This is a genomic window from Legionella pneumophila subsp. pascullei (genome assembly GCF_900637585.1).
Lineage (GTDB): Bacteria > Pseudomonadota > Gammaproteobacteria > Legionellales > Legionellaceae > Legionella > Legionella pascullei.
Window position 1 is genome coordinate 592,280 of record NZ_LR134380.1, and the last position, 22,616, is coordinate 614,895.

Below are 22,616 nucleotides of genomic sequence, written 5' to 3' on the forward strand. Positions count from 1 at the left end.
GAGGATATTTTATGGCTGATAGTAGAAAATTAATCCTGTCGATTTATCGCTATAATCCTGAGGTGGATGCCAAACCTTACATGAAAGATTATGAGATAGAAATTCCGGCTAAAAGTGATCCCATGCTACTTACTTTGCTTGAACGCTTGAAGGCTGAGCAAGATCCTTCTATTACTTACAGGCGGTCTTGCCGAGAAGGGGTATGTGGCTCTGATGGTATGAACATCAATGGGACTAATGGATTAGCTTGCATTACACATCTTTCGCAATTAAATACAGATAAAATTGTGATACGTCCTTTACCAGGTTTTCCAGTAATTCGTGACCTGGCAGTCGATATGACCCAATTTTATCAGCAATATGAACGCATTGAGCCTTATTTACAGAATGATGAAGTGGCACCTGCTCGAGAGAGGTTACAATCTCCTGAAGAGCGGGCACAATTGGATGGCTTGTATGAGTGCATTTTATGCGCTTGTTGTACCAGTTCATGTCCGTCTTATTGGTGGAATCCTGATAAATTTGTAGGCCCTGCTGGACTTTTACAAGCCAGGCGTTTTTTAGCAGACAGTCGTGATAAAGCAACGCAACATCGTTTGGATTTATTACAAGATCCTTTCAGTGTATTTCGTTGTCGTACTATTATGAATTGCACGAATGTATGCCCGAAGGGACTCAATCCAACGCAAGCGATTGCAAAAATTCGCACGCAAATGTTGACGCAGGAAACGTAATAAATCAGTTCTTGTTACTCAGATAGCTTCTGAGTGAACCCTTTGGAGAGAATGATAATGAGCAGTTCTGATCTGCAAAAAGAATGGGCTTCTTCCTATTTGTCTGGAGGAAGTATGGCTTATGTTGATAGTCTTTATGAGGATTACCTCGCAGACCCTGGTTCAGTGTCAGAGGATTGGAGAGCGGTATTTAGCGCTTTACCTAAAGTAGACGGTACTACTAAAGAAGTATCTCATAGAGACATTCGCGATTATTTTTTGCAGCATGCTGATAAGAAGCTTAATAAAATAATTCAAACTGCAGACAGTCAGCAGTACCAGGTTGCCAGTTTGATTAATGATTTTAGATCATTAGGGCATCTTGCTGCAAAGCTAGATCCATTGGAAATGACGGAGCGTATGCCAGTGCCACGCCTGGAGTTGGCTTATCATAATCTTGCCGATGTTGATGTTAACCGTACTTTTTTTGCTGGTACCAGTTTTAATGGGCCAGAGATGACTTTGGGGGAAATATACAACGCCCTTCGCGAAGCATACTGCCGCAGTATAGGCATTGAATATATGCATATATCTGATACTGAAGTCACTGAATGGTTACAACATAAGATGGAATCTGTCCGTGGCTGCCCTGAATTCAGCACAAAGGAAAAACTGAGCATCCTTAAAGACTTGATAGCGGCCGATGGTTTGGAGCGTTATCTCGGAACCCGATATGTTGGTCAAAAGCGATTTTCTCTTGAAGGGGGAGATTCTTTAATTCCAATGATGAAAGAAATCATTAGAAGATCGGGTGTAAATCATGTTAAAGAGCTTGTCATTGGAATGGCGCATAGAGGGCGCTTAAATGTGTTAGTGAATGTGCTCGGTAAAGAGCCAGGACTATTGTTTCAAGAATTTGAAGGAAAAATTAAATACGAACGAACTGGTGATGTGAAGTATCATCTGGGTTTTTCCTCTGACATAAAAACAGAATCAGGCGCTATTGTACACTTGGCTTTGGCATTTAACCCTTCCCACTTGGAAATTATTGGGCCAGTAGTTGAAGGATCGGTACGTTCTCGTTTGGGAAGACGCAACGATTTGGCTAAAAAGGATAAAGTAGTTCCCATTGTTATTCATGGTGATGCCGCTTTTGCAGGCCAGGGTGTGGTTATGGAAACGTTTAACTTCTCCCAGGCACGTGGTTATTGTACTGGTGGAACAATCCATATTGTTATTAACAATCAGATAGGATTTACAACGAGCAATCCTTTGGATGCCCGTTCAACCCTCTATTGTACAGATGTTGCCAAAATGGTTCAGGCACCAGTCATTCATGTCAATGGAGATGATCCTGAGGCAGTAGTATTCGCCACCCAAGTAGCTTTTGATTTCCGAATGAAGTTTAAGCGAGACATAGTAATTGATCTCGTCTGTTACAGACGTCATGGCCACAATGAAGCGGATGAACCTTCAGTGACTCAGCCAAAGATGTATAAAAAAATCAAATCCATGCCTCCATTACGCGAAAAATATGGCGAACAATTGGTCAGTGCTAATTTATTAACCAAATCAGAAGTAGACAAGTTAGTTGATTCTTACAGAGAAACATTGGATAAAGGCAAGGCGGTTGTTGATTTGGTTCATGAGGATTATGAAGGAAAGCAATCACTGGATTGGACTCCTTATACGAACGCCAAGTGGACTGATAAGGTTGATACAACCATTAGCAAGGAAGAATTGGAAAAAATTTCATCCCAATTAAACAAATTACCTGAAGGAATGAAACTGCATCCTGTTGTGGAGCGTTTGTTAGCTGAACGTAATAAAATGACTGCTGGTGAAATCCCTATGAATTGGGGCTATGCCGAGATCATGGCTTATGCCAGTTTGTTGCATGAAGGCTATGGAGTAAGAATTTCTGGACAAGATAGTGGTCGAGGAACTTTTGCCCATAGACATGCTGTACTCCATGATATTGAAACAGGCGATACTTTTATTCCTTTGGAACATATATCAACCAATCCCAAACGTTATTTTACTGTAATCGATTCGGTACTGTCTGAAGAGGCGGTATTAGCTTTCGAATATGGCTTTGCTTCGTCTGAGCCCTCTTTCCTGGTTATTTGGGAAGCTCAATTTGGTGATTTTGCAAATGGAGCACAAGTTGTTATCGATCAATTTATAAGTTCCGGTGAGCAAAAATGGGGGCGACTATGCGGCTTGGTGATGCTTTTACCTCATGGCTATGAAGGGCAAGGTCCCGAGCACTCTTCTGCGCGATTGGAGCGTTATATGCAGCTTTGTGCACAGCACAATATTCAAGTATGCACCCCAACAACTCCAGCACAAATATTTCATTTATTAAGACGACAAGTGATTCGTAATTTCAGGAAGCCTTTAATTGTCATGACTCCCAAAAGTCTTCTACGGCATAAATTGGCTGTTTCACCTTTGGAGGCTTTGTTTAAAGGAAAATTTCATACAGTGATCCCGGAAGTTGATACCTTGGACGCACAAAAAGTAACAAAAGTGGTGTTATGTTGTGGTAAGGTTTATTATGATTTATTGCAAATGCGCCGCGATAAAAACTTAAACCACGTAGCGATTGTGCGTATAGAGCAATTGTATCCATTTCCCAAAAAAGCATTAATGGCTGAATTGGAGAAATATCAACAGGCTAATGAAGTAGTCTGGTGCCAGGAAGAACCCCAAAACCAAGGAGTCTGGTTCTCTTCTCAGCATAATATACGTGATTGTTTGCGTTCTGATCAAACCTTGCATTATGCTGGTAGAGAGTTTGCTGCAGCACCAGCAGTGGGCAGTCCCGGGTTGCATGCCGAGCAACAAGTTGCTTTGGTTGAGCAAGCATTACTTGGTAAAAAATAAATCTAAACAATATAATATTAAGAGAAGGTATAACCATGTCTATTGAAGTCAAAGTACCTGTTCTACCCGAGTCAGTAGCTGATGCAACAGTGGCTGCATGGCATAAGAAAGTGGGTGATAAAGTGTCTCGCGATGAGAACCTGGTTGATCTGGAAACAGATAAAGTTGTCCTTGAAGTTCCATCACCGGTGGATGGGGTATTATCCGACATTCTGTTTAAAGCCGGAGATACGGTTGGTTCAGGAGACTTACTTGCAAAAATTTCTCAAGGCGTTTCCGCGGAACCTCAAAAAACTGAAAAAGAAGAGAAACCCGCTAAAAAAGAAGAAATGAACGTTTCTGAAAGAGAATCAATCAGCTCAAAAGAAGATAAGTCAACCAGTCCAGTAGTAAGACGCATGATGGCTGAAAATGATTTGAAAGCTGGGCAGATTCAAGGTACTGGTAAAGATGGCAGGATAACCAAAGAAGATGTTTTATCTTATATAGAATCCAATAGAGAAAAAGCCAACCAATCTACTGAAGTTCAAAAAGAGCCTTCTATGAGAGCCCTTTCCTTTGGTGGCAGGGAAGAAAAACGTGTCCCTATGACGAGACTAAGAGCCAAGATTGCGGAACGTTTATTACAAGCACAACACAATGCTGCCATGTTAACCACTTTTAACGAAGTGAATTTGAAGGCAGTTATGGACATGCGTTCTCAGTATAAAGATAGTTTTGAAAAAAAACATGGTGTCAAACTAGGGTTTATGTCTTTTTTCACAAAAGCGGTAGTAGAATCGCTGAAACGATTCCCGGCTGTGAATGCTTCCATTGATGGGCAAGATATTGTGTATCATGGTTTCTATGATATAGGAATCGCTGTTTCTACTGAAAGAGGTTTGGTTGTTCCGGTAATTAGAGACGCTGATCAATTAAGCATGGCAGAAATTGAATTAGCCATTAATGATGCAGCATCAAAAGCCAGAACTGGTAAGTTGTCTATGGAAGAGATGCAAGGGGGGACATTTACCATAACCAACGGTGGAGTATTCGGTTCATTATTAGCTACGCCCATTATCAACCCACCGCAAACAGGTATCTTAGGGATGCATAAAATTGAGGAAAGACCTATTGTAGAGAAAGGGCAAATAGTAATCCGTCCTATGATGTATGTTGCTTTGTCCTATGATCATCGTTTAATTGATGGAAAAGATTCTGTACAATTTTTAGTGAGCGTTAAAGAGTTGTTGGAAGATCCATCTCGACTTTTACTTAATGTTTAATGAGTCATGTTTAACTGCAAGACCCGTCTTGACGGGTCTTGCTTTTTTAAAAGGTAATTAGAATGAATTTACATGAATATCAAGCCAAGCAATTATTCGTGAGCTATGATTTACCAGTTCCTCGTGGTGAAGTCGCTTATAATGTTGAGGATGCCTTGCTCGTTGCTTCTCAATTATCAACCTCTCGATGGGTTGTGAAAGCACAAGTCCATGCTGGTGGTAGAGGTAAAGCCGGTGGTGTGAAACTGGTTTCTAGCAAGGATGAATTGGCTACAGTTGCGAAATCCATGTTAGGTACACGCCTGGTTACCTATCAAACTGATGCCAGAGGCCAACCGGTCAATGCTATTTTGGTTGAAGAAACTTGTGAAATAGACAGAGAATTATACCTTGGTGCTGTTGTTGATAGAGCCACCAGACGGGTTGTTATCATGGCCTCTACAGAAGGTGGTGTTGAAATTGAAAAAGTTGCACATGAAACACCTGAAAAAATTTTCAAGGTGGTTGTTGACCCACTAGTTGGTGTTATGCCTTTTCAATGCCGTGAAACAGGTTTTAAACTTGGATTAAAGGACGATCAAATCAAACAATTCACCCATTTAATGATGGGCTTAGGGAAAATGTTTGTTGAGTGTGATTTAAGTCTATTAGAGATAAATCCACTTGTTGTAACGAAGTCTGGGCAACTGATTTGTCTGGATGGAAAAATTAATATCGATGGAAATGCTTTATTCCGACAACCTAAACTGAAAAATATGCGAGATGTTTCTCAGGAAGATGATCGAGAAAACCGAGCCAGTGATTGGGAACTTAATTATATCCCTTTGGATGGGACAATAGGTTGTATGGTAAATGGTGCTGGTTTGGCCATGGCTACCATGGACGTGATAAAACTTCATGGTGGTGAGCCGGCTAATTTCCTGGATGTTGGGGGCGGCGCCACAAAAGAAAGAGTAAGTGAAGCATTGAAGATTATTGTGTCAGATGAAAAAGTCAAAGGAATCCTGGTTAATATTTTTGGTGGAATCGTTCGTTGTGACCTTATTGCTGATGGAATTCTTGCCGCTGTAAAAGAAGTGGATGTGAAAATTCCTGTGGTTGTCAGACTGGAAGGTAATAATGCCCAGTTAGGTGCCGAGATATTGAATAAAAGCAATCTGAATGTGATTGCTGCAACGAGTTTGACAGACGCGGCCAAGAAAATTGTAGCAGCAGTTTCCAAATAAAGAATAAATTAATTTTGGCATTATTGGTAAAGGTGGTTTTCAAAGCAGGTATGCCATTAAATTACGAGGTTAACAATGAGTGTATTAGTAGATAAACATACAAAAGTACTATGTCAGGGCTTTACTGGAAAACAAGGTACTTATCATACAGAGCAAGCGCTAGCTTATGGAACCAAGATGGTGGGGGGAGTTACTCCAGGCAAAGGTGGTCAAATGCATTTAGGACTGCCTGTGTTTAATACCATGCGTGAAGCCGTCGAAGAAACTAAGGCGGATGCCAGCGTTATCTATGTTCCTGCACCATTTTGCAAAGATTCAATTATTGAAGCAGCTGAAGCGGGTATTAAACTGATTGTTTGTATTACAGAAGGCGTGCCTGTATTGGATATGTTGCAAGTAAAGGTATACATAGAAAACAATACCCAGGCTCGGTTAATTGGCCCTAATTGTCCGGGAATAATTACACCAGGCGAGTGCAAGATAGGTATTATGCCAGGCTATATCCATTTACCTGGAAAAGTTGGAATCGTTTCACGTTCAGGAACTTTAACATACGAAGCAGTAAAACAAACTACTGATAAAGGGTTTGGCCAAAGTACTTGCATAGGGATAGGTGGAGATCCAATTCCAGGTACCAGCTTTATTGATGCTTTGTCTTTGTTTGAAAAAGATCCTAAGACTGAAGCTATCATCATGGTCGGAGAAATTGGTGGTTCAGCAGAGGAAGAGGCAGCTGAATACATTAAGTCTCATGTTAAAAAACCTGTAGTATCTTACATTGCTGGAGTTACAGCGCCTGCTGGAAAACGCATGGGGCACGCTGGAGCAATTATCTCTGGTGGGAAGGGAACCGCAGCAGAAAAATATGCTGCGCTGGAAGCGGCGGGTGTGAAAACGGTTCGATCTCCTGCTGATTTGGGAGATGCAATAGCTGAAGTCACTGGTTGGTAAGAAAATATTTATTTTCTCTAACCCATGAGCGCTTGCATCATAAAAGTATGAACTGATTAAAATAAATTGGTAATTTTACTCTATTAATGTTGGTGCTGTGTTAAGCGCAGCCCAACACCTATCATGATTTACACTGGATTAAATAAGCCTAGACCAGTCTAACCTGCCTCTTAAATTTTAATGCTGCGTTGCAAAAATTTCTGTGTTACTCATTGACTACATGTAAACTATGCTCCACAAAATGTTTGTACCTTCCATCAAAACAAAATCAGGACTTACGAACCCCTATCTCTTTGTTAAAAAAGTTTTTAATTTGGTCATTTAGTTTATCTAAACATCCTCATTAAAATATTGTTTGCCTTGATCTGGGGATTTTTCGTAAGCATCTGTATTTTAAAATCAGGTTATGTATGAGATCTATTGAAAAATTTTAACTGCAAAACATGTCGCAAATTATAAATTTTAGAGAGTATAATTGTTTACATTTTTTTTAGTGAAGGTTTGCTATGAGCAAATTTAGAAGTCTTGCGGATATTAGACGAGATTATGGTGAGTTGCAGCTTAGTGAAGAATCGGCTGAAAATGATCCTATTTCCCAATTTAAACTATGGTTTGATGATGTTTTACAAAATGAAACGAATGATCCCACGGCGATGGTTCTGTCTACAGTAGATGAAAAAGGTTATCCAGATTCCAGAGTCGTTTTATTAAAAGGATTAGAGAACGGTAATTTTATTTTTTATTCCAATTATCAAAGTGCCAAGGCAATGCAAATACAAAAGAATCCTTATGCCGCACTTAACTTTTATTGGCCACAAATGGCAAGACAAGTACGTGTTCGTGGGCGAGTGAAGAAAATCAGTAGTGAGCAATCTGACGCCTATTTTTCTTCCAGACCTCTAAAAAGTCAGTTTAGCGCGATTGTTTCTCCCCAAAGTCAAGAAATTCTGGATAGGATTTCTCTAGAAGAAGCATTAAATCAGTTGATTGAACAATATGGTCAAAAACCCGTAATCAGACCGGAAAACTGGGGCGGATACATGATAATCCCGGATGAGATTGAGTTTTGGCAGGGTAGAGATAACAGGTTACATGATCGAATTCATTATTACCGGCATGGTAATGAATGGATTCACCGTAGACTGGCACCTTGACCGGCAGTTTTTGTCATCATGCCTGCCGGCATTATTTTATTATTGAGATATAGATAGAATATTTTTAATAAGTACGCTGTGTTGACAAATTTTGTTAGGTTTACAAATCAGGACTTACGAAAAACTCCAATCTCTTTGTTAAAAACATTTTAAGCCTTGGTCTTACGGTTTTGTGTAAGCCTTATAAATATCCTATTTTTGATTGATCATTTAAAGCTGAATAATTTATTACCATGTTAATTCAAATATTAAACATAAACACAACTTATTATCCAGAAAGTACATGGAAAATAAGATAAAAAAGTTGGCCTAATACTTGCATCCCTATCAATAAAATCAATAAGTTAACTTGGTATTATGTTGTAGCTCCAAAGTTAAAAAGATTTTTGTCAAGATAATGTAAATATTTTATCTTCGAAGGCAGGGGGCAAATTAAAGTCGTAAAATTGATTTAAGTGTGGGAGTTATATGCACTAAAAGTAGTTCTGCACTAATTGTATTAATAATTATAGGCTTAGGAGTAAATGAGTTGAAAAGCGGAAATATATTCAGGATACATAAAAGAGGCTATCATCATGAACGATACAACATCCTTATTACCACATATTAGATTACGATTTAACATTGAACACCCAAGCTATGAAGAATGTTATATTTTTGGGTATGAATGTGCATTGGCAGAGGTTCCAGAAGAAGATAATCCTTTCCGAGAAGGTTCTCAAGAAGCAGAACAATGGCTTGAAGGATGGTGGGCTGGAATATATGGGGAAAAGCCTTTATTTGATTTGAATAATATCGAGGAAGATATTCTTTTAGACAAAACCAATGCTGCAAATGATCAGCAATATCATCATAAAAACAGCTTTCTATCTTTAGTCTTTGAAATTGGTGGTGCGATAGCCGCTTCCGCAATAGTAGGTTACCAATTACTTGAGCTTGTAGCATGATCATCCATTCAATTGAAGAGCATAATTTAATGTCTCTTCAATTGAATAGGAGTTTTCATTGTACTAAGTTCAGTCTTTGAATAATTTCAAAACCATCGACCTCATTCGTTCAATTTCAGATGGATTGAATTCTTTATAATGCTCACTGCCGATATCAAGGCAAACTGTAACTTGCTCACCTAAACCTTTCAGCAGGTCGACCCCTGATAATTTAAGTAATTTGATATGCGGGCTAATTTCCTTTGCCCAAGCATCCAGGTATTTCATGTCAGTGAATACTGGCAAAAAAACATTATTATTCTCTTCCAAAAATAATACTCTAGGCTCACTATCATCGGAATTAGATTCAATAGGGATAATAAAGTTTGCTTTGATAAATTCAAGGTAAACTTTATTTGCTTCTTTTGAGCTTCCGGACGATTCAAAAGCTTCTTTAATAGCAATATTTAGTTTATTCATCAGGGATGGATCTCATGTCTTTATAGTATATTGAAAATTTGATTTTTAAACTTGTTCAGAGTGACCAATTTCCATTCTTTAAAATATATGAAGCTTCTACTTTAGCAGGGTAAGAACATACTAATTTAAGCTGATTATGAGCCTTGATATTTATAAGTTTGAGCATATTTTGTTATTCCCGAGCAGGTATGCATCTATTTCAGTAGCAAACTTGTTATATCTTGCGCGATAGATCCCCGCTTGTGCAGTAATGGATCAATTTTTTATTTTATACTCAAAGTATGATTTTGCCCTAACTAGTTTAAAACTTTGTAGTAAACCTCCAGGAATTATTCAGTATTATCTTGAATTAAATTCATCGATTAATCCAAGTCAATCCAGAGAATTCTTTGTTCAACTGGATGGCAATGAATCATTAAAAATTAGGATTATATCCTAAATTCTCAATACATTACTAATATGGAAAAGGTAAAAATAAACTACATGTTGAAATAAGTTACAACAGCAGTATAATGATAGGTTATCATTGTTAATTTATTGATCATTTTTTAAATAAATACAGCATGTGGTGGTTATACCAAAATGGGAATATCTAAAGTGGAAATTTATAAACGTAAAAATTACCTGGGTTTTGCGTGGTTAGTTTGGGGGTTGGCAGCTGCTTTTTATTTTTCTGATTATTTAGCTAGAGTAGCGCCAGGTGTAATGCACCGATATCTACAAATGGACTTTGGCATTAATGAAGCGGGTTTCGGCATATTAACTGCATCCTTCTATGTTCCATATATCTTAATGCAAATTCCCGTGGGATTAACAGTCGATCGATTGAGCATACGATGGTTATTGACGATTATGTCATTAGTTACTGCTTTTGGCTGCTGTGTATTTGGTCTTGCAGATGGTCTGCTCACTGCATCAATTGGGAGAATGTTGATTGGTTTTAGCGCGGCTTTTGCATTTATTTGTTCACTTCGCCTTGCCACTTCATGGTTTCCTCCAACCATGCTCGGGTTATTATCAGGATTAACTCAAGCATTAGGAATGCTAGGTGCTGCTGCAGGGGAAGCCCCTGTTTCATTTTTAGTTAGTAATGTTGGGTGGCGCCACAGCATGTTGATTATTGCGTTCTTATTTATTGCCTTATCGGGTTTGTTGTACCAATTTGTTCAAGATAAGCCAGGTGAGTATCGCAGTGAAATTCGTTCCGTTAATCGAATCAGTATATTGGAAAGTTTAAAGATTATTTTGTCAAATAAACAAACATGGCTTAATGCGATGTATGCTGGATTTTTATTTGGTCCCACCGCTGTAATTGGTGAAGCAATAGGCCCTGCTTACTTACAGTTTGGTCGTGGTTTAGGCGCGCACGCTGCTGCTTTTGCAACGGGATTGATCTTTATAGGCTGGGGAATTAGTGGCCCGTTGTCAGGTTGGATCTCTGATAAAATGGGACGTCGTAAGCCATTGATGATTATATCCGCAGTATGCGGGGTTATATTGAGCAGTTTATTTGTTTTTATTCCTGAAATGAGTCAAACAACAGCTTACATACTATTTTTTGTTTTTGGTATTACGAATACTGGAGTTGCGATTTCGTATGCAGTTTCTACAGAAATACATGACAGGAGTGTCGTTGGTACATCTATCGCCTTTACCAATATGACTTCGATTTTTGTCGGGGCATTATTCCAACCTTTAGTCGGACGTATCATAGACATGGTATCTGGACCCAGAGCCTATAATGTTGAAACGTTATTATTATCAGATTTCCAGGCCGGTTTAAAATTACTTCCCTTATGTTCTTTAGTTGCTTTAATCCTTGCGTTTACAGTTAAAGAAACCTATTGTAAACCCATAAGGGATTAAGATAGCAAAATAAAACATAGAGTATTCAATTGCCAATACGTTATCATTGTTTGATTTTTGCTGCAAAAACACCAACTGATTAAAACTTAATGAAAAATATTTTTCATTAAGTTTTAATCTTCTTGCATTAGACTGTCGCACTTTTAGGTTATTTGCTGTTATACTTTTCGCAGCACTTTGCTGCGCTCGAGTAATGCTATTTGCAAATTAATAACATGGAGATAATAATGAAAAAACTTACAGGATTAGTAATTATCCTGGCTGTTTTAATCCTAGGTGGATATTATGGCATGGGAATTCTAACCGAAAGAACGGTTAAAAAAACTGTCGAGGTAATTAATCAATCCAATGGGCTTTTCGCTGATATTCAGCAATATAAGAGAGGTTGGTTTTGCTCTGATGCATTAGTTAAATGGCGTTTACATGTACCCGAGCGAGTAGTAAAAGACGATGATGGAAAATTGCAAACTACACCTGCTCAAGATTATCAAATGGAAATGCCGATTAAGATTTATCACGGCCCCATTATATATGCGAATAAGCAGGTACGTTTTGGAATGGGCTTTGCACAAACCGTATTTCCGTTTCCAGAAAAATATAATCAACAATTTAATGAGCTTTTTTCTAAAGATTCAGAAAAACCTCAGTTAAATTTAAGTATTTTTGTTAATTACTTAAATAACAGCACAGTTGAATTGTCCATTCCTTCCTTTAAGTTAATTGCTAAAGATGGAAATGGTAAATTTAATTGGATGGGTATGGATAGCAGCACATCAATGTCTTCCAATTTGGATAAAGTCGAAGGGGAAATTGAATTTGATGGTGCAGAGTTTTCTAAAGATGACACCAAACTCACTTTGGGTAAGGTAACCAGCGAGTATGACTTACATAAAACGACTACAGGATTATACTTGGGCCAAGCCAGTTTTTCATTACCATCACTTGCTGTAGTTGTTAAAGATCAAAAGATGTTTGAAATTAGTGAATTGACATTAAGTTCAAGCAGCGATATAGAGGACAATCTTTTCAGCACTCATTTTAGTGCTGTTTTAAAATCGTTATTCGCCAATGGACAAAATTACGGTCCTGGTGAAGTCGAGATGTCTTTACGAAACCTTGATGCTGAAGTACTGGCGAAAATCAATGAGCAAGCTAATGCGATGCAAAGGGGTACAGATCAAGAGCGTCAACAAGCATTAATGGCAATGCTGCCAGAATTACCAAAGCTATTTAGTAAAGGTGCAGAGTTTGAAATTTCCAAATTAAGTCTCAAACTTCCACAAGGCATGATTGATGGTAACTTGTTAATTACTTTACCCAAAGGCGATAGTTCTAATCCTTTTGAATTGATTCAAAAAACTCAAGGTAATGCCAAGTTAAAAATGCCAATCGAGGTAGTGAAGCAACTGATGCAGCAATCGATTATGCAACAAATGGCAAAACAGCCAGAAATGCAACAAGCGTTAATTCAACAGCTGCAAAGTGGTCAAGGTCAATCAAACCAGGCAGAACCTACTCCTGAGCAAATCGCTTCAATGCAAGTAGATAAGCAAATTAATGAGTTGGAGCAATCTGGTTTAATTACTGTCGATGGCAAAGACTATGTAATTGAGATGAGTTTGAGTGAAGGAAAATTCACGGTTAATGGAAAACCATTTGATCCATCTATGATGAAATTCCAGTAGTTCGTTAAATATAGGATAAGCTGTTGAGCATGGCTTATCCTCTTTTCAATCCACTGTGGTGAGAAACGTGGCAATGATTCAGGTGCAAACAGTATATATTGAATTTTAATGTAGTTTTTTCTGTTCTGCCCTTGTCTCGTATTGCTCAATTCGGTAATATACCGCTTTTAAAAGGAGGAGCTAAGAATAATGACAACAATCAGTAATGATGCAGGAGATACCACTGCTTCACTAGCCGAAAGCGTGACTCAATCTGTACAAAAATATTTTTCAGAGCTTAAGGGAACTGATCCTGTTGACTTATACCAGTTTGTACTTGAAGAAATTGAGACCCCTCTATTTCGTGCAGTAATGGAACATTGCAAGTATAATCAGTCCCGCGCTGCAATCATGCTGGGAATTAGTCGTGGAACTTTAAGAACTAAATTAAGACGTTATTTTGATGATAAATACGTCGGTACAAGGGATTAATAGAGGTTGATAACAAAAAAGGGAGCCTTGGCTCCCTTTTTTGTTACAAAGAATAATCATCTTATTCGGCAAACATAGAGCTTACCGACTCTTCAACATTTACTCGCTTGATTGCTTGGGCTAGCATGTCAGCAAGACTAACCACTCTGATTTTTTCACAGTTTTGTGCTTCAGCTGATAAAGGGATGGTATCAGTTACTACCACCTCATCAAGGCCTGAATGTTTAATATTGTTAACTGCGGGGCCAGATAATACAGGATGTGTAATGTATGCTCTGACGCTTTTTGCTCCGCTTTTCTTTAATTCATGAGCAGCCGTACAAAGTGTTCCAGCAGTATCTACTATGTCGTCTACAATAATACAGTTTTTATTAGCTGGCTCACCGATAATGTGCATTACTTCTGATTTATTTGGCCCACTCCGGCGTTTATCAATAATTGACAGCTCTGCGTCATTCAGTCTTTTAGCAACCGCTCTGGCACGAACAACCCCACCGACGTCTGGCGATACGATCATGATGTTGTTTAATTTTTGTTTGGTTATATCTTCTAGCAATACCGGAGTTGAGTATACGTTATCAACCGGCATATAAAAGAAACCCTGTATTTGATCCGCGTGTAAATCAACAGTTAGAACTCGACAAATTCCAACTGAAGCCATCATGTCTGCTACCACTTTAGCTGTAATAGGAACACGGGCGGATCGTACTCGCCTATCTTGACGTGCGTAGCCAAAATAAGGAACTACAGCTGTAATACGACCAGCAGATGATCTTCTCAGGGCATCTGCCATAATCAGCAATTCCATTAAATTATTATTTGCAGGCGCACAAGTAGATTGGAGAACAAAAACATCTTTACCTCGGACATTTTCCAAAATCTCGACCATAGTCTCTCCATCGCTGAAGGTACCAACGGTGGCTTTACCAATAGGTATTTGTAAATGTGAGGATATTTTTAGTGCTAATTCAGGGTTAGCATTCCCTGTAAAAATCATCATCGTGGACATGTGTCAAAAGCCTTAGATTTAGGTTAATCACATAACTTAAACACATAGCAGAAGACAGCCAAAAAGATATTATTATTATTTGAGCGATACGAAGTACGCATCCTTCCAGGTTATCTTCTGCCGTCTGTTTACTTGTACCTAGATTCAACTTCATATTCTAGGTTGAATCAACAAGAAAATGGCAGGGGTGCTAGGATTCGAACCTAGGTATGCAGGGATCAAAACCCTGTGCCTTACCGCTTGGCGACACCCCTATAATTGTAGATTCTTTAATCTTCCGTGAGTTTAAAAATAGTATTCATCCCTGCAATGTGCTGCGTATTTTGCAGTGCTTTTTTATCGATGTCAACTTCGGAAAGCAAATAAATTATAAGAATTAATTTATACAATCCAATTCTTTATCACAACCTTTACCATGACACCATTTCCTTCAAGGCGAATCATACTTGGTAAATCTATTCCCTTGACTGAAGTATACTTAGTAAAATCAATGGTATAGCCATTTTGCTTCAATTGTATCAGGTGATTGAATTGGTCATGTTTTTCTGATTGGACTCCACCTGGTGCAGGTAGACCTCTTACCCAGTAATACAAGTTATTTACAGGAAGTCTAATGCCAGTTTGTTTTAGTAATAACTCATCCGCATTGGTGGAAGTCGTTATTTTGGAGCCATCTTGAAATGTAATGGTATTCCCTTTTTTGCTGATTAGAACGGCCCCACCACCTAATGGCCCCATTAAACGTATTTGGTATGAGTTGGCCCCTTGTTGTACCCAATTCATAGTAGCAGACCAGCCTTTCGCTTTGGTTTTTGCAGCCAGGGCGCCTTTAATTTCCCATGATGAAACAGTGGCTGTTTCTGCTTTGCGTTCTTCAAGAGGAATTTCACGGTTTGTAGGCGGCTCTTCGGAGGGTCTTGGGGGAGCGCATGCTGTTAAAAAGCAAATTAAGATTATTGTCAAACGTTTTATCGCATTCATTGCTTACCTCAATTCCATTTTTTTATAGTTTTTCAATTTACAATACGCTAGACTGCTTCTATATGCAAATGGTAATTAACGAAATGAAACAAAAAGCAATCTACCCGGGAACATTTGACCCTGTAACCAATGGCCATGTTGATATTATTACTCGGGCCAGTACTATTTTTCCAGAATTGATAGTAGCTGTGGCAAGCAATAAGAACAAGCGGCCTTATTTATCTTGGGAAACCAGAATTAGTTTACTGGAAGAGTCCGTTGGACATTTAACTGGTGTGAGGGTCGTGGGTTTTGATAACTTGCTGATTGATTTTGTATTAGAACAAAATGCAGGCATTATTTTACGCGGATTGAGAGCAGTTTCAGATTTTGAGTATGAATTTCAATTGGCTGGAATGAACAGAAAACTATCTAAAAAGGTAGAAACATTATTTTTAACCCCTGCTGAGCATTTAATGTATATCTCATCCACTTTAGTCCGTGAAATTGCAGCCCTAAATGGAGATGTTTCTCAATTTGTTCCGCCCAATGTAGTTAGAGAATTAAAAAAGAGACAAAATGAAATATAATTGTAGATGGCTGAGTGGTTTACTTTTATTAATTTGCAGTATTTATCAGGTTAATGCAAAAATATTTCCACAATATCCCCCAGGATATGCTGTAGCGAGTGCTCACCCCTTGGCAACTAATGCCGGTTTAGAGATTTTAGCAGCTGGAGGAAATGCTTTTGATGCTGCAGTTGCCGTAGCTGCTGCCTTGGCAGTAGTCGAACCATATCATTCAGGACTTGGAGGAGGGGGTTTTTGGCTGCTTCATCAGGAAAAGGAGCATTTAAACCTCTTTATTGATGGCAGGGAGGTGGCTCCTCTGGCTGCAAGTAAAGATATGTATCTGGCTCCTGACGGCCAAGTGATTCCCGGGCTTTCTCTAAATGGTGGTTTATCTGCAGCCATACCGGGACAGCCAGCTGCCCTGGTTTATATAGCCAAGAATTATGGCCGTCTTCCGCTTAGCAAGACATTGGCTCCGGCTATTAAGCTTGCGGAAGAGGGTTTTCCTGTTGATCCTCAATTTCGCTACTTTTCCACTCTGGATGATAGATTAGAAAACTTGAAGAAATATCCCGATACCGCCGCTATTTTTTTAAAGAATGGTCAGCCTTTTGAAATCGGAGAAAAACTTGTTCAAAAAGATTTGGCAAAAACACTCAGATTGATAGCCAAGTACGGAAATGCCGGATTTTATTCAGGAGAAACGGCTTCTCTGCTAGTTCAAGGTGTCAATGCGGCAGGTGGAATTTGGTCTCTTGATGATCTGGCTCAATATAAAATTAAAGTGAGGCCACCTTTAATTAGTGCTTATCATAATATGTTAATTATCACAGCGCCTCTGCCTTCGGCCGGTGGAGTGGCATTGGTAACCATGCTCAATATATTATCCAAATTTCCTTTGTCTTCATTTCCCAAATTAAAATGGGTTCATTACGTCGTTGAATCGATGAGATTGGCTTATTGGCAAAGAGATCAATTTCTGGGTGATCCTGATTTTATTAAGGTTCCACTTGATAAATTGATTTCCTCAGATAATGCGAAACAATTAAGCCGCTTGATTTCACCAAATAAAGCGATTGATAGTAAAGTCTTGCAAGGCTCAGTTCCAACGGGAAAACACTCAAATACCTCACATATTTCGATTATTGATACGGAAGGAAATCGTGTTGCTGCAACAATGACAATTAATTACATTTTTGGCTCCAGTGTAGTTGCGAAGGGAACAGGGGTATTATTAAATGATGAAATGGACGATTTTTCTACTAAAGTGGGTGAGCAAAATGTCTTTGGTTTAGTGGGAAGTGAGCGCAATGCCATTGAACCAAGAAAAAGGCCTCTATCCAGCATGGCTCCAACCTTCCTGGAGATGCCAGGGCGTGTAGCTATCCTGGGGACTCCTGGGGGAAGCCGTATTCCTACTATGGTTTTACTTGCCTCACTATTATTTTATGATGGGTATGGAGCTATCAGTATGGTTTCAGCCATGCGATTTCATCATCAATATTTACCAGATGTTTTGCAATTTGAGCCTGATACTTTTCCAAGTTCAATTCAACAGGGTTTACAAGCTATGGGATACCATTTAATGCCATTGAAACAATATTATGGAGATATGCAAGCCATTACATGGGACAAAGAAAGTAATGTCTTAACAGCTGCTTCTGATCCAAGACATATTGGTTTAGCTGCTACGATATCTAGTATGGCATATGGGTATGGAGTTAATTACTAGAATACATTTTTAAAATGAATTGACCTGCTACATTCGATACGTAAATTGTTAATGCGTAATAAAACAATTGAAATCAAATTTGCTTTATGATTTGTGTTAAGTGTTTTTCAATCGCTTGTTGAGTTTATGCAATGCATCGATGACTCCCTGGTTTAAGAGGCGGAGTAATTTAATTCCAAGAGCCTGTTGCTTAATAAAAAGCGATTTACAGGGTTCTACCATGATTTCTAACATGGAACAGTTTTCTGTAGCCTGACAAGTGGCCATACGTTTGTTCTCAAGGAATAATGCCATTTGACCAAATACTGATCCTGCTTCCAGTTCTGCAACCATTGAAGTAAAGCCTTCAGCATGCTCATAATAAAGATTGATTTTTCCTTGAATCAGAATAAAACAAGAATGTCCCGCATCACCTTGATTAAAAAGAATTTCTCCCTGATTTAAGCAAACAGGTGAGGTATAGCGAATTAACATTTCTAATTCGTGATATGCAAAAGATCTAAAGATTGCTAATTGATGCATTACTTTTAGTGGGTCAAGAATGCAATTTTTCTCTCGATTCCCATGAGGCAATGAAGTAGTTGTAGAATAAGGTTGATATGTAGACTGATATGATAAGGACTCAGCCAGAAGTTGATTGAGATTATTAAGTGTTGTACAAAGTGTTTTTCCAATCCGCCATAAACTGTCACTATCCTCCAAAAATAGCGGCTTGTCTGACAGGAGGCGTTTAGGAGAAAATACATCTGCAGGTAACCAAGGTGGGTTTTTTCCATTTAAAGCAATTTCAGCCGCTGCAAATCCTGCTGCTGTGGTATAGCTTCCTCCATATCCATTACAGCACATCACAATAATGATTCCCGGAGACAGGTAACCAATGGCGGGTAATTGATCAGGTGTAAAAGCCAAGGCACCAACCCATTCTGTTGAAAATGGTTTCCCTTTAAGTCCAGGGAAATATTTATCTCTTTGCTGCACAATAAGATCATGAACCTTTTTTGAACGCTTGCGATAATAGGGGTTTTTCATTGCCCGGTCGTCACCAGCACCAATAAGCAAAGGCACCAAGCCATTCTTTGATTTGACCCTGGGTTGATTGAGATAGAGAGGGCCATCTTCACTGGTTATTAATCGGCCTTTACAGTAATCTGGTGTTGATTCGGTAATTGCAATTTGACTTTGGTGAGGCTTAATGGCTCTCAATTCAGGGAGCAATTCGCTGGTAAACGCGTTTGTTGCAACAATAACTTGCCGAGCCTTAAGCAAACCCATATTGGTTTTCAATTGATGGCATTCTTCATCCATGCTTTGAATTTGTTGAACTTTCACAAACGTATAGAGCTGGATACCACCTTTGATTGCTGCCTTAATTAGGCAGCACGTATATTTAAAGGGATTGTAGGTACCGTCATCTGGAATAAATCGACCGATGAACCTGGAGTTGATGCCGAATTGTTCTCTAATTTTTTTACGAGACCAAATGTAGATGCGTTCGCCATGTTGGGCAGCAAGAGTGACTTCATCACAAATTGCTTGTTCTTCCTCTTCAGTATGAGCGATATAGAGCCATCCTTTTGCTGAAAGATCACAATGAATACGTTCTTTTCGTACTATTTCCTTAAAGCGATTACGATTTTTTAAAGCGAATTGAAAAACCAGTGAAGCATGGTATTCGCTTTCAATTTGTAATATCGACGGATGAACATGGGGGTAACATCGTTTTAAAAAACGAAAGCGCTCTGAAACTAAGCCACTATAGATTCCCACAGAGTTTTCAGGTAATAATTCAAAATTACCCCCATTGCGACCACTGGCTTCAGTGGCTGGATTCCCTTTATCTAACAATATAACAGAAAGGTTACTTTTCTTGACTTCATCGATGAGATGATAAGCGGTGGATGCCCCAGTTAGACCTGCCCCTATGATTACAATATCTGCTTGTTCCGGTAATGAATCGCTAGAACGGTAATGATCGAATGGATGTGGGATATTTTGCCAAAAGGGTTTATTGGAAAATGGGATTGAGATAGGGTTAATTGATTTGCCATCAAGTTTATTTAGAAAAAATTGTAGATGTCTTATTGCTTGTTTGACCAAAGTAAAGCGGGATTCAACAAGGTTTATTATCTGTAGGCATTCGATTAATGTTAATTGTTTTTTTTGCAAATCGTTACTTAATTTGTTTACCAGGATGTGAGCATCTTTCAGTGTTAATGGCCCTACATTATCCATTCGGTGAGCTAAGTACATCTTGGTTTTCTTTTCCAGATCAGAAGAGGTATCCCTTTCTTCTTCTATTTTATTAATGCTCATGGCAAGGTAATATTGATTTGCTTATTAAATTCTAGGTGAGAATTAAGGAAATTTCAAAATAGTTAGTACTGATATTGAAAACCAGGTAGCCTAATTTGCTTATTCTATTGTAGAAATCTACTTTATTTTCTTGTGTGATTTGAGATCATGTTGGTACTGATTATGGAAGTTTTTTTTAGTCATCTTTCTCTGCAAACCTGCAATCTTGTTATTCTGTGAGTTTTTCAACTCTCTCCCACCAGTTTTTTTATTGATTGATAGGTCTTCTCGATTAATTTCTCTTTATTTTCAATTGTATATTGAGCAGCATCAATAGGCTCACCAATATGAATTTCTGCTTTTTGATTCAAATGTATATTAAAGGTGCGGGCAGGGAGAATATCAAAAGCCCCGCGAATTCCTATGGGGATTATAGTAGCCTTGGCTTGAATGGCAGTGATAAAGCCACCTTTTTTAAATGAGGCTAGTTTGCCATCTTTTGAGCGAGTTCCTTCAGGTGCGATCCATAGAATAATTCCACTTTCCATCAGTTGCTGGGCAAACTCCAAATCCTTTATGGCTTGAAATCTGTTTTTTCTGTCTATAAAAGGGAATTCCGCTGCAGCCATTCCTTTTCCTAAAAGTGGAATTTTGGAGAGCTCTCGCTTGGCAAGCATACGGATGGAGTTATTGGGGAATGCTTTAAAGCCTAAAGGAATATCATAGGCACTCGAATGATTGCACATAAGAATCGTTGCTTTGCCAGGCTGAGGCTGTACATTATGGGGATTGATTACTTTATATTCTACTTTCACAGCATTTAAGAGCTGGTCAACCCAATGGTGAATGACGTTATCGACCCATGGTCTCGTAGGGGTGCTAAAAAGGTACTTAAATATAGAGCGTGTGCAGGCAACACCTGTGTAATAAAATAGACGCGTAATTATCCAAAAAGTTTTTAATCGACTTATTTTCATCGTTAGGACGCATGGGATTATGAGAGGGTCATCATACAACAAGTTGACGAATACTGGAACGATTCAAATCAAGCCGTGTATTTTAAACCGAAGATAGATATTAGCATTAATACAAGGTATAGCAAACGGTAGACAGATAGATGTTCCTGAAACAGGAGTACGCCCATGATCGCAGTCCCTAGTGTACCTATCCCTACCCATACCGCATAGGCAGTACCAATAGGTAATGTTTGAGCAGCTTTGGCTAATAAAAACATACTGATAATCAGTGTGATGCCTGTAAACAGGCTTGGCAGCCATTTCGAAAAACCATCCGTATATTTTAAACCAACAGCCCAACAGACTTCCAAGAGTCCTGCGATAAATAAATAAAGCCAAGGTAATAGCATAGCGACTCCTTTTAAAATGATTAAAGGCGTCGTCTTGTCTTAACCGGGTACGGCGCGTCTCGTCCGGAGATTATTTCATAGCATAACACTGTCTTCGAGGCAATAGTATTCCCAGTGTCAAATTGAGTAATATAGTATAGATTATAACTCAGTCAAAAATAGCTCATTGATAATACAGCAGGATTTTTGCGCTTCCATAGCATTGGTGTTTGCAATACCTGCTGCAACGATTAACGCTTTCCATAAAGTCCATGCTCGCCCACGAGACCAAGTGCCTTTGTCTAAAGCAAGCATTTCACGGAAGATTTTCCTGCTGTCCCCTGCAAATAATGTCCAGGTAATAGCAAGATCGCAGGCCGGATCGCCGACGGATAACTGCCCAAAATCGATAACAGCGCATAATTTTTCATTTTTAACCAGAAGGTTACCAGCGCTTATATCACCATGAACCCACACCGGTGTACTTTGCCAAGAAGTATTCAGAGCGGTTTCCCAAATTTCAGTGGCATGATCTGTATCAATTTTTCCTTTTAAACAATCAATAGCTTGACGGGTTTCTAGATCATAAATTTTCAAATCTCCACCACGATAAAAGCTATGCAACCCTGGTTTTGGGCCGCCGGTAGAATCAATTTGATGAAAAGCAGTGAGGAATGTTGCCAGATCCTTCGCGATTTCATTCAGGTTGGATAGATTAGCAGAGGCTATTGCTTCACCTTCAAGCCAACGATAAATCGACCATTTCCAAGGGTATCCTTCACCAGGCATCCCCATTTCCAAAGGTATCGGAATTGAAACAGGCAGCAAGGGAGCCAATTGAGGGAGCCATTGTTGTTCTTTTTCAACTTGCAATTCATATTGCTCGGCACTGGGCAGCCGCACAAGCATTTCTTTACCAAGATGAAAAGTCCGGTTATCCCATCCGCCGACAGCTACCGAGTTAACAGGGAGATTGGAATAATGGGGAAACTGGCTGGCGATTAAACGACAAACCAGTTTTTCATCGATTATTAATGGGTGCATTAAAATAATACTTCCAGTTGTTATTATTTGAGAATA

Annotated in this window: 19 protein-coding genes, 1 tRNA gene and 1 riboswitch; of the genes, 12 read left to right on the top strand and 8 right to left on the bottom strand. The window is 38.9% G+C overall.

Annotation, left to right across the window (positions count from 1 at the left end; all coding sequences use genetic code 11):
• Positions 1–11 precede the first annotated feature (11 nt).
• From EL201_RS02775 to EL201_RS02805, 7 genes are all read left to right on the top strand, one after another.
• Positions 12–734 (top strand): succinate dehydrogenase iron-sulfur subunit, encoded by a 723-nt coding sequence (locus tag EL201_RS02775; RefSeq protein WP_027223597.1) that lies wholly within the window; start codon positions 12–14, stop codon positions 732–734.
• A gap of 57 nt (positions 735–791) precedes the next feature.
• Positions 792–3,602, top strand: a complete 2,811-nt coding sequence (locus EL201_RS02780) for a 2-oxoglutarate dehydrogenase E1 component (protein ID WP_027223598.1) — start codon at positions 792–794, stop codon at positions 3,600–3,602.
• A gap of 35 nt (positions 3,603–3,637) precedes the next feature.
• On the top strand, positions 3,638–4,867 hold the full coding sequence (gene odhB / locus EL201_RS02785) for a 2-oxoglutarate dehydrogenase complex dihydrolipoyllysine-residue succinyltransferase (protein ID WP_027223599.1): 1,230 nt from the start codon (positions 3,638–3,640) through the stop codon (positions 4,865–4,867).
• A gap of 62 nt (positions 4,868–4,929) precedes the next feature.
• Positions 4,930–6,093 (top strand): ADP-forming succinate--CoA ligase subunit beta, encoded by a 1,164-nt coding sequence (gene sucC / locus EL201_RS02790; RefSeq protein WP_027223600.1) that lies wholly within the window; start codon positions 4,930–4,932, stop codon positions 6,091–6,093.
• A 75-nt stretch (positions 6,094–6,168) separates the two neighbouring features.
• Positions 6,169–7,044, top strand: a complete 876-nt coding sequence (gene sucD, locus EL201_RS02795; protein ID WP_027223601.1) for a succinate--CoA ligase subunit alpha — start codon at positions 6,169–6,171, stop codon at positions 7,042–7,044.
• A gap of 506 nt (positions 7,045–7,550) precedes the next feature.
• The gene (pdxH, locus tag EL201_RS02800; protein ID WP_027223602.1) at positions 7,551–8,198 is read left to right on the top strand and encodes a pyridoxamine 5'-phosphate oxidase; all 648 of its coding nucleotides are present in this window, start codon (positions 7,551–7,553) and stop codon (positions 8,196–8,198) included.
• A gap of 575 nt (positions 8,199–8,773) precedes the next feature.
• On the top strand, positions 8,774–9,145 hold the full coding sequence (locus EL201_RS02805; protein ID WP_027223603.1) for a hypothetical protein: 372 nt from the start codon (positions 8,774–8,776) through the stop codon (positions 9,143–9,145).
• Positions 9,146–9,214: 69 nt separating this feature from the next.
• Here EL201_RS02805 and EL201_RS02810 read toward each other — a convergent pair whose 3' ends face one another.
• On the bottom strand, positions 9,215–9,604 hold the full coding sequence (locus EL201_RS02810) for an SseB family protein (RefSeq protein WP_027223604.1): 390 nt from the start codon (positions 9,602–9,604) through the stop codon (positions 9,215–9,217).
• 582 nt (positions 9,605–10,186) lie between these two features.
• Between EL201_RS02810 and EL201_RS02815 the strand changes: the two genes are divergently transcribed.
• The 3 genes from EL201_RS02815 (at position 10,187) to EL201_RS02825 (ending at position 13,626) form a co-directional block, all read left to right on the top strand.
• Positions 10,187–11,470: an MFS transporter gene (locus tag EL201_RS02815; protein ID WP_027223606.1), complete on the top strand. Its 1,284-nt coding sequence runs from the start codon at positions 10,187–10,189 to the stop codon at positions 11,468–11,470.
• Between the two features lie 227 nt (positions 11,471–11,697).
• Positions 11,698–13,155, top strand: a complete 1,458-nt coding sequence (locus EL201_RS02820; RefSeq protein WP_027223607.1) for a YdgA family protein — start codon at positions 11,698–11,700, stop codon at positions 13,153–13,155.
• Positions 13,156–13,344: 189 nt separating this feature from the next.
• Positions 13,345–13,626: a helix-turn-helix domain-containing protein gene (locus tag EL201_RS02825; RefSeq protein WP_010946289.1), complete on the top strand. Its 282-nt coding sequence runs from the start codon at positions 13,345–13,347 to the stop codon at positions 13,624–13,626.
• Between the two features lie 61 nt (positions 13,627–13,687).
• Here EL201_RS02825 and EL201_RS02830 read toward each other — a convergent pair whose 3' ends face one another.
• The 3 genes from EL201_RS02830 to lolB all read right to left on the bottom strand — a co-directional run bounded on the left by EL201_RS02830 (position 13,688) and on the right by lolB (position 15,616).
• Entirely contained in the window at positions 13,688–14,635 is a 948-nt protein-coding gene (locus EL201_RS02830; RefSeq protein WP_027223608.1) for a ribose-phosphate pyrophosphokinase, read from the bottom strand.
• Between the two features lie 179 nt (positions 14,636–14,814).
• Positions 14,815–14,889, bottom strand: a tRNA-Gln gene (locus EL201_RS02840).
• A 127-nt stretch (positions 14,890–15,016) separates the two neighbouring features.
• Complete coding sequence (gene lolB / locus EL201_RS02850) at positions 15,017–15,616, bottom strand: lipoprotein insertase outer membrane protein LolB (RefSeq protein WP_027223609.1); 600 nt, start codon at positions 15,614–15,616, stop codon at positions 15,017–15,019.
• 62 nt (positions 15,617–15,678) lie between these two features.
• On the opposite strand from lolB, the gene coaD reads away from it, so the two are divergent.
• Together coaD and ggt are read left to right on the top strand one after the other, a co-directional pair.
• Positions 15,679–16,185: a pantetheine-phosphate adenylyltransferase gene (gene coaD, locus EL201_RS02855; protein WP_027223610.1), complete on the top strand. Its 507-nt coding sequence runs from the start codon at positions 15,679–15,681 to the stop codon at positions 16,183–16,185.
• A complete protein-coding gene (ggt, locus tag EL201_RS02860; protein WP_027223611.1) occupies positions 16,175–17,899 on the top strand; it encodes a gamma-glutamyltransferase in 1,725 nt (574 codons plus the stop codon). Before coaD ends, ggt begins: the two co-directional genes overlap by 11 nt.
• A 96-nt stretch (positions 17,900–17,995) precedes the next feature.
• Here ggt and EL201_RS02865 read toward each other — a convergent pair whose 3' ends face one another.
• The 4 genes from EL201_RS02865 to EL201_RS02880 form a co-directional block, all read right to left on the bottom strand.
• Positions 17,996–20,212 (bottom strand): FAD-dependent oxidoreductase, encoded by a 2,217-nt coding sequence (locus EL201_RS02865; protein WP_027223612.1) that lies wholly within the window; start codon positions 20,210–20,212, stop codon positions 17,996–17,998.
• 224 nt (positions 20,213–20,436) lie between these two features.
• Positions 20,437–21,168: a lysophospholipid acyltransferase family protein gene (locus EL201_RS02870; protein ID WP_027223613.1), complete on the bottom strand. Its 732-nt coding sequence runs from the start codon at positions 21,166–21,168 to the stop codon at positions 20,437–20,439.
• Positions 21,169–21,236: 68 nt separating this feature from the next.
• Positions 21,237–21,557, bottom strand: coding sequence for a DMT family transporter (locus EL201_RS02875; protein WP_027223614.1), 321 nt, complete (start codon positions 21,555–21,557; stop codon positions 21,237–21,239).
• A 23-nt stretch (positions 21,558–21,580) separates the two neighbouring features.
• Positions 21,581–21,649: riboswitch (guanidine-III (ykkC-III) riboswitch) on the bottom strand.
• 49 nt (positions 21,650–21,698) lie between these two features.
• Positions 21,699–22,580 (bottom strand): aminoglycoside phosphotransferase family protein, encoded by an 882-nt coding sequence (locus EL201_RS02880; protein WP_027223615.1) that lies wholly within the window; start codon positions 22,578–22,580, stop codon positions 21,699–21,701.
• Positions 22,581–22,616 lie beyond the last annotated feature (36 nt).

What these genes read in the sequence shown, in the direction of transcription:
- EL201_RS02775 (WP_027223597.1), top strand. Translation starts at nt 12, where the DNA reads ATGGCTGATAGTAGAAAATTAATCCTGTCGATTTATCGCTATAATCCT.
- EL201_RS02780 (WP_027223598.1), top strand. Translation starts at nt 792, where the DNA reads ATGAGCAGTTCTGATCTGCAAAAAGAATGGGCTTCTTCCTATTTGTCT.
- odhB (WP_027223599.1), top strand. Translation starts at nt 3,638, where the DNA reads ATGTCTATTGAAGTCAAAGTACCTGTTCTACCCGAGTCAGTAGCTGAT.
- sucC (WP_027223600.1), top strand. Translation starts at nt 4,930, where the DNA reads ATGAATTTACATGAATATCAAGCCAAGCAATTATTCGTGAGCTATGAT.
- sucD (WP_027223601.1), top strand. Translation starts at nt 6,169, where the DNA reads ATGAGTGTATTAGTAGATAAACATACAAAAGTACTATGTCAGGGCTTT.
- pdxH (WP_027223602.1), top strand. Translation starts at nt 7,551, where the DNA reads ATGAGCAAATTTAGAAGTCTTGCGGATATTAGACGAGATTATGGTGAG.
- EL201_RS02805 (WP_027223603.1), top strand. Translation starts at nt 8,774, where the DNA reads ATGAACGATACAACATCCTTATTACCACATATTAGATTACGATTTAAC.
- EL201_RS02810 (WP_027223604.1), bottom strand. Translation starts at nt 9,604, where the DNA reads ATGAATAAACTAAATATTGCTATTAAAGAAGCTTTTGAATCGTCCGGA.
- EL201_RS02815 (WP_027223606.1), top strand. Translation starts at nt 10,187, where the DNA reads ATGGGAATATCTAAAGTGGAAATTTATAAACGTAAAAATTACCTGGGT.
- EL201_RS02820 (WP_027223607.1), top strand. Translation starts at nt 11,698, where the DNA reads ATGAAAAAACTTACAGGATTAGTAATTATCCTGGCTGTTTTAATCCTA.
- EL201_RS02825 (WP_010946289.1), top strand. Translation starts at nt 13,345, where the DNA reads ATGACAACAATCAGTAATGATGCAGGAGATACCACTGCTTCACTAGCC.
- EL201_RS02830 (WP_027223608.1), bottom strand. Translation starts at nt 14,635, where the DNA reads ATGTCCACGATGATGATTTTTACAGGGAATGCTAACCCTGAATTAGCA.
- lolB (WP_027223609.1), bottom strand. Translation starts at nt 15,616, where the DNA reads ATGAATGCGATAAAACGTTTGACAATAATCTTAATTTGCTTTTTAACA.
- coaD (WP_027223610.1), top strand. Translation starts at nt 15,679, where the DNA reads ATGCAAATGGTAATTAACGAAATGAAACAAAAAGCAATCTACCCGGGA.
- ggt (WP_027223611.1), top strand. Translation starts at nt 16,175, where the DNA reads ATGAAATATAATTGTAGATGGCTGAGTGGTTTACTTTTATTAATTTGC.
- EL201_RS02865 (WP_027223612.1), bottom strand. Translation starts at nt 20,212, where the DNA reads ATGAGCATTAATAAAATAGAAGAAGAAAGGGATACCTCTTCTGATCTG.
- EL201_RS02870 (WP_027223613.1), bottom strand. Translation starts at nt 21,168, where the DNA reads ATGAAAATAAGTCGATTAAAAACTTTTTGGATAATTACGCGTCTATTT.
- EL201_RS02875 (WP_027223614.1), bottom strand. Translation starts at nt 21,557, where the DNA reads ATGCTATTACCTTGGCTTTATTTATTTATCGCAGGACTCTTGGAAGTC.
- EL201_RS02880 (WP_027223615.1), bottom strand. Translation starts at nt 22,580, where the DNA reads ATGCACCCATTAATAATCGATGAAAAACTGGTTTGTCGTTTAATCGCC.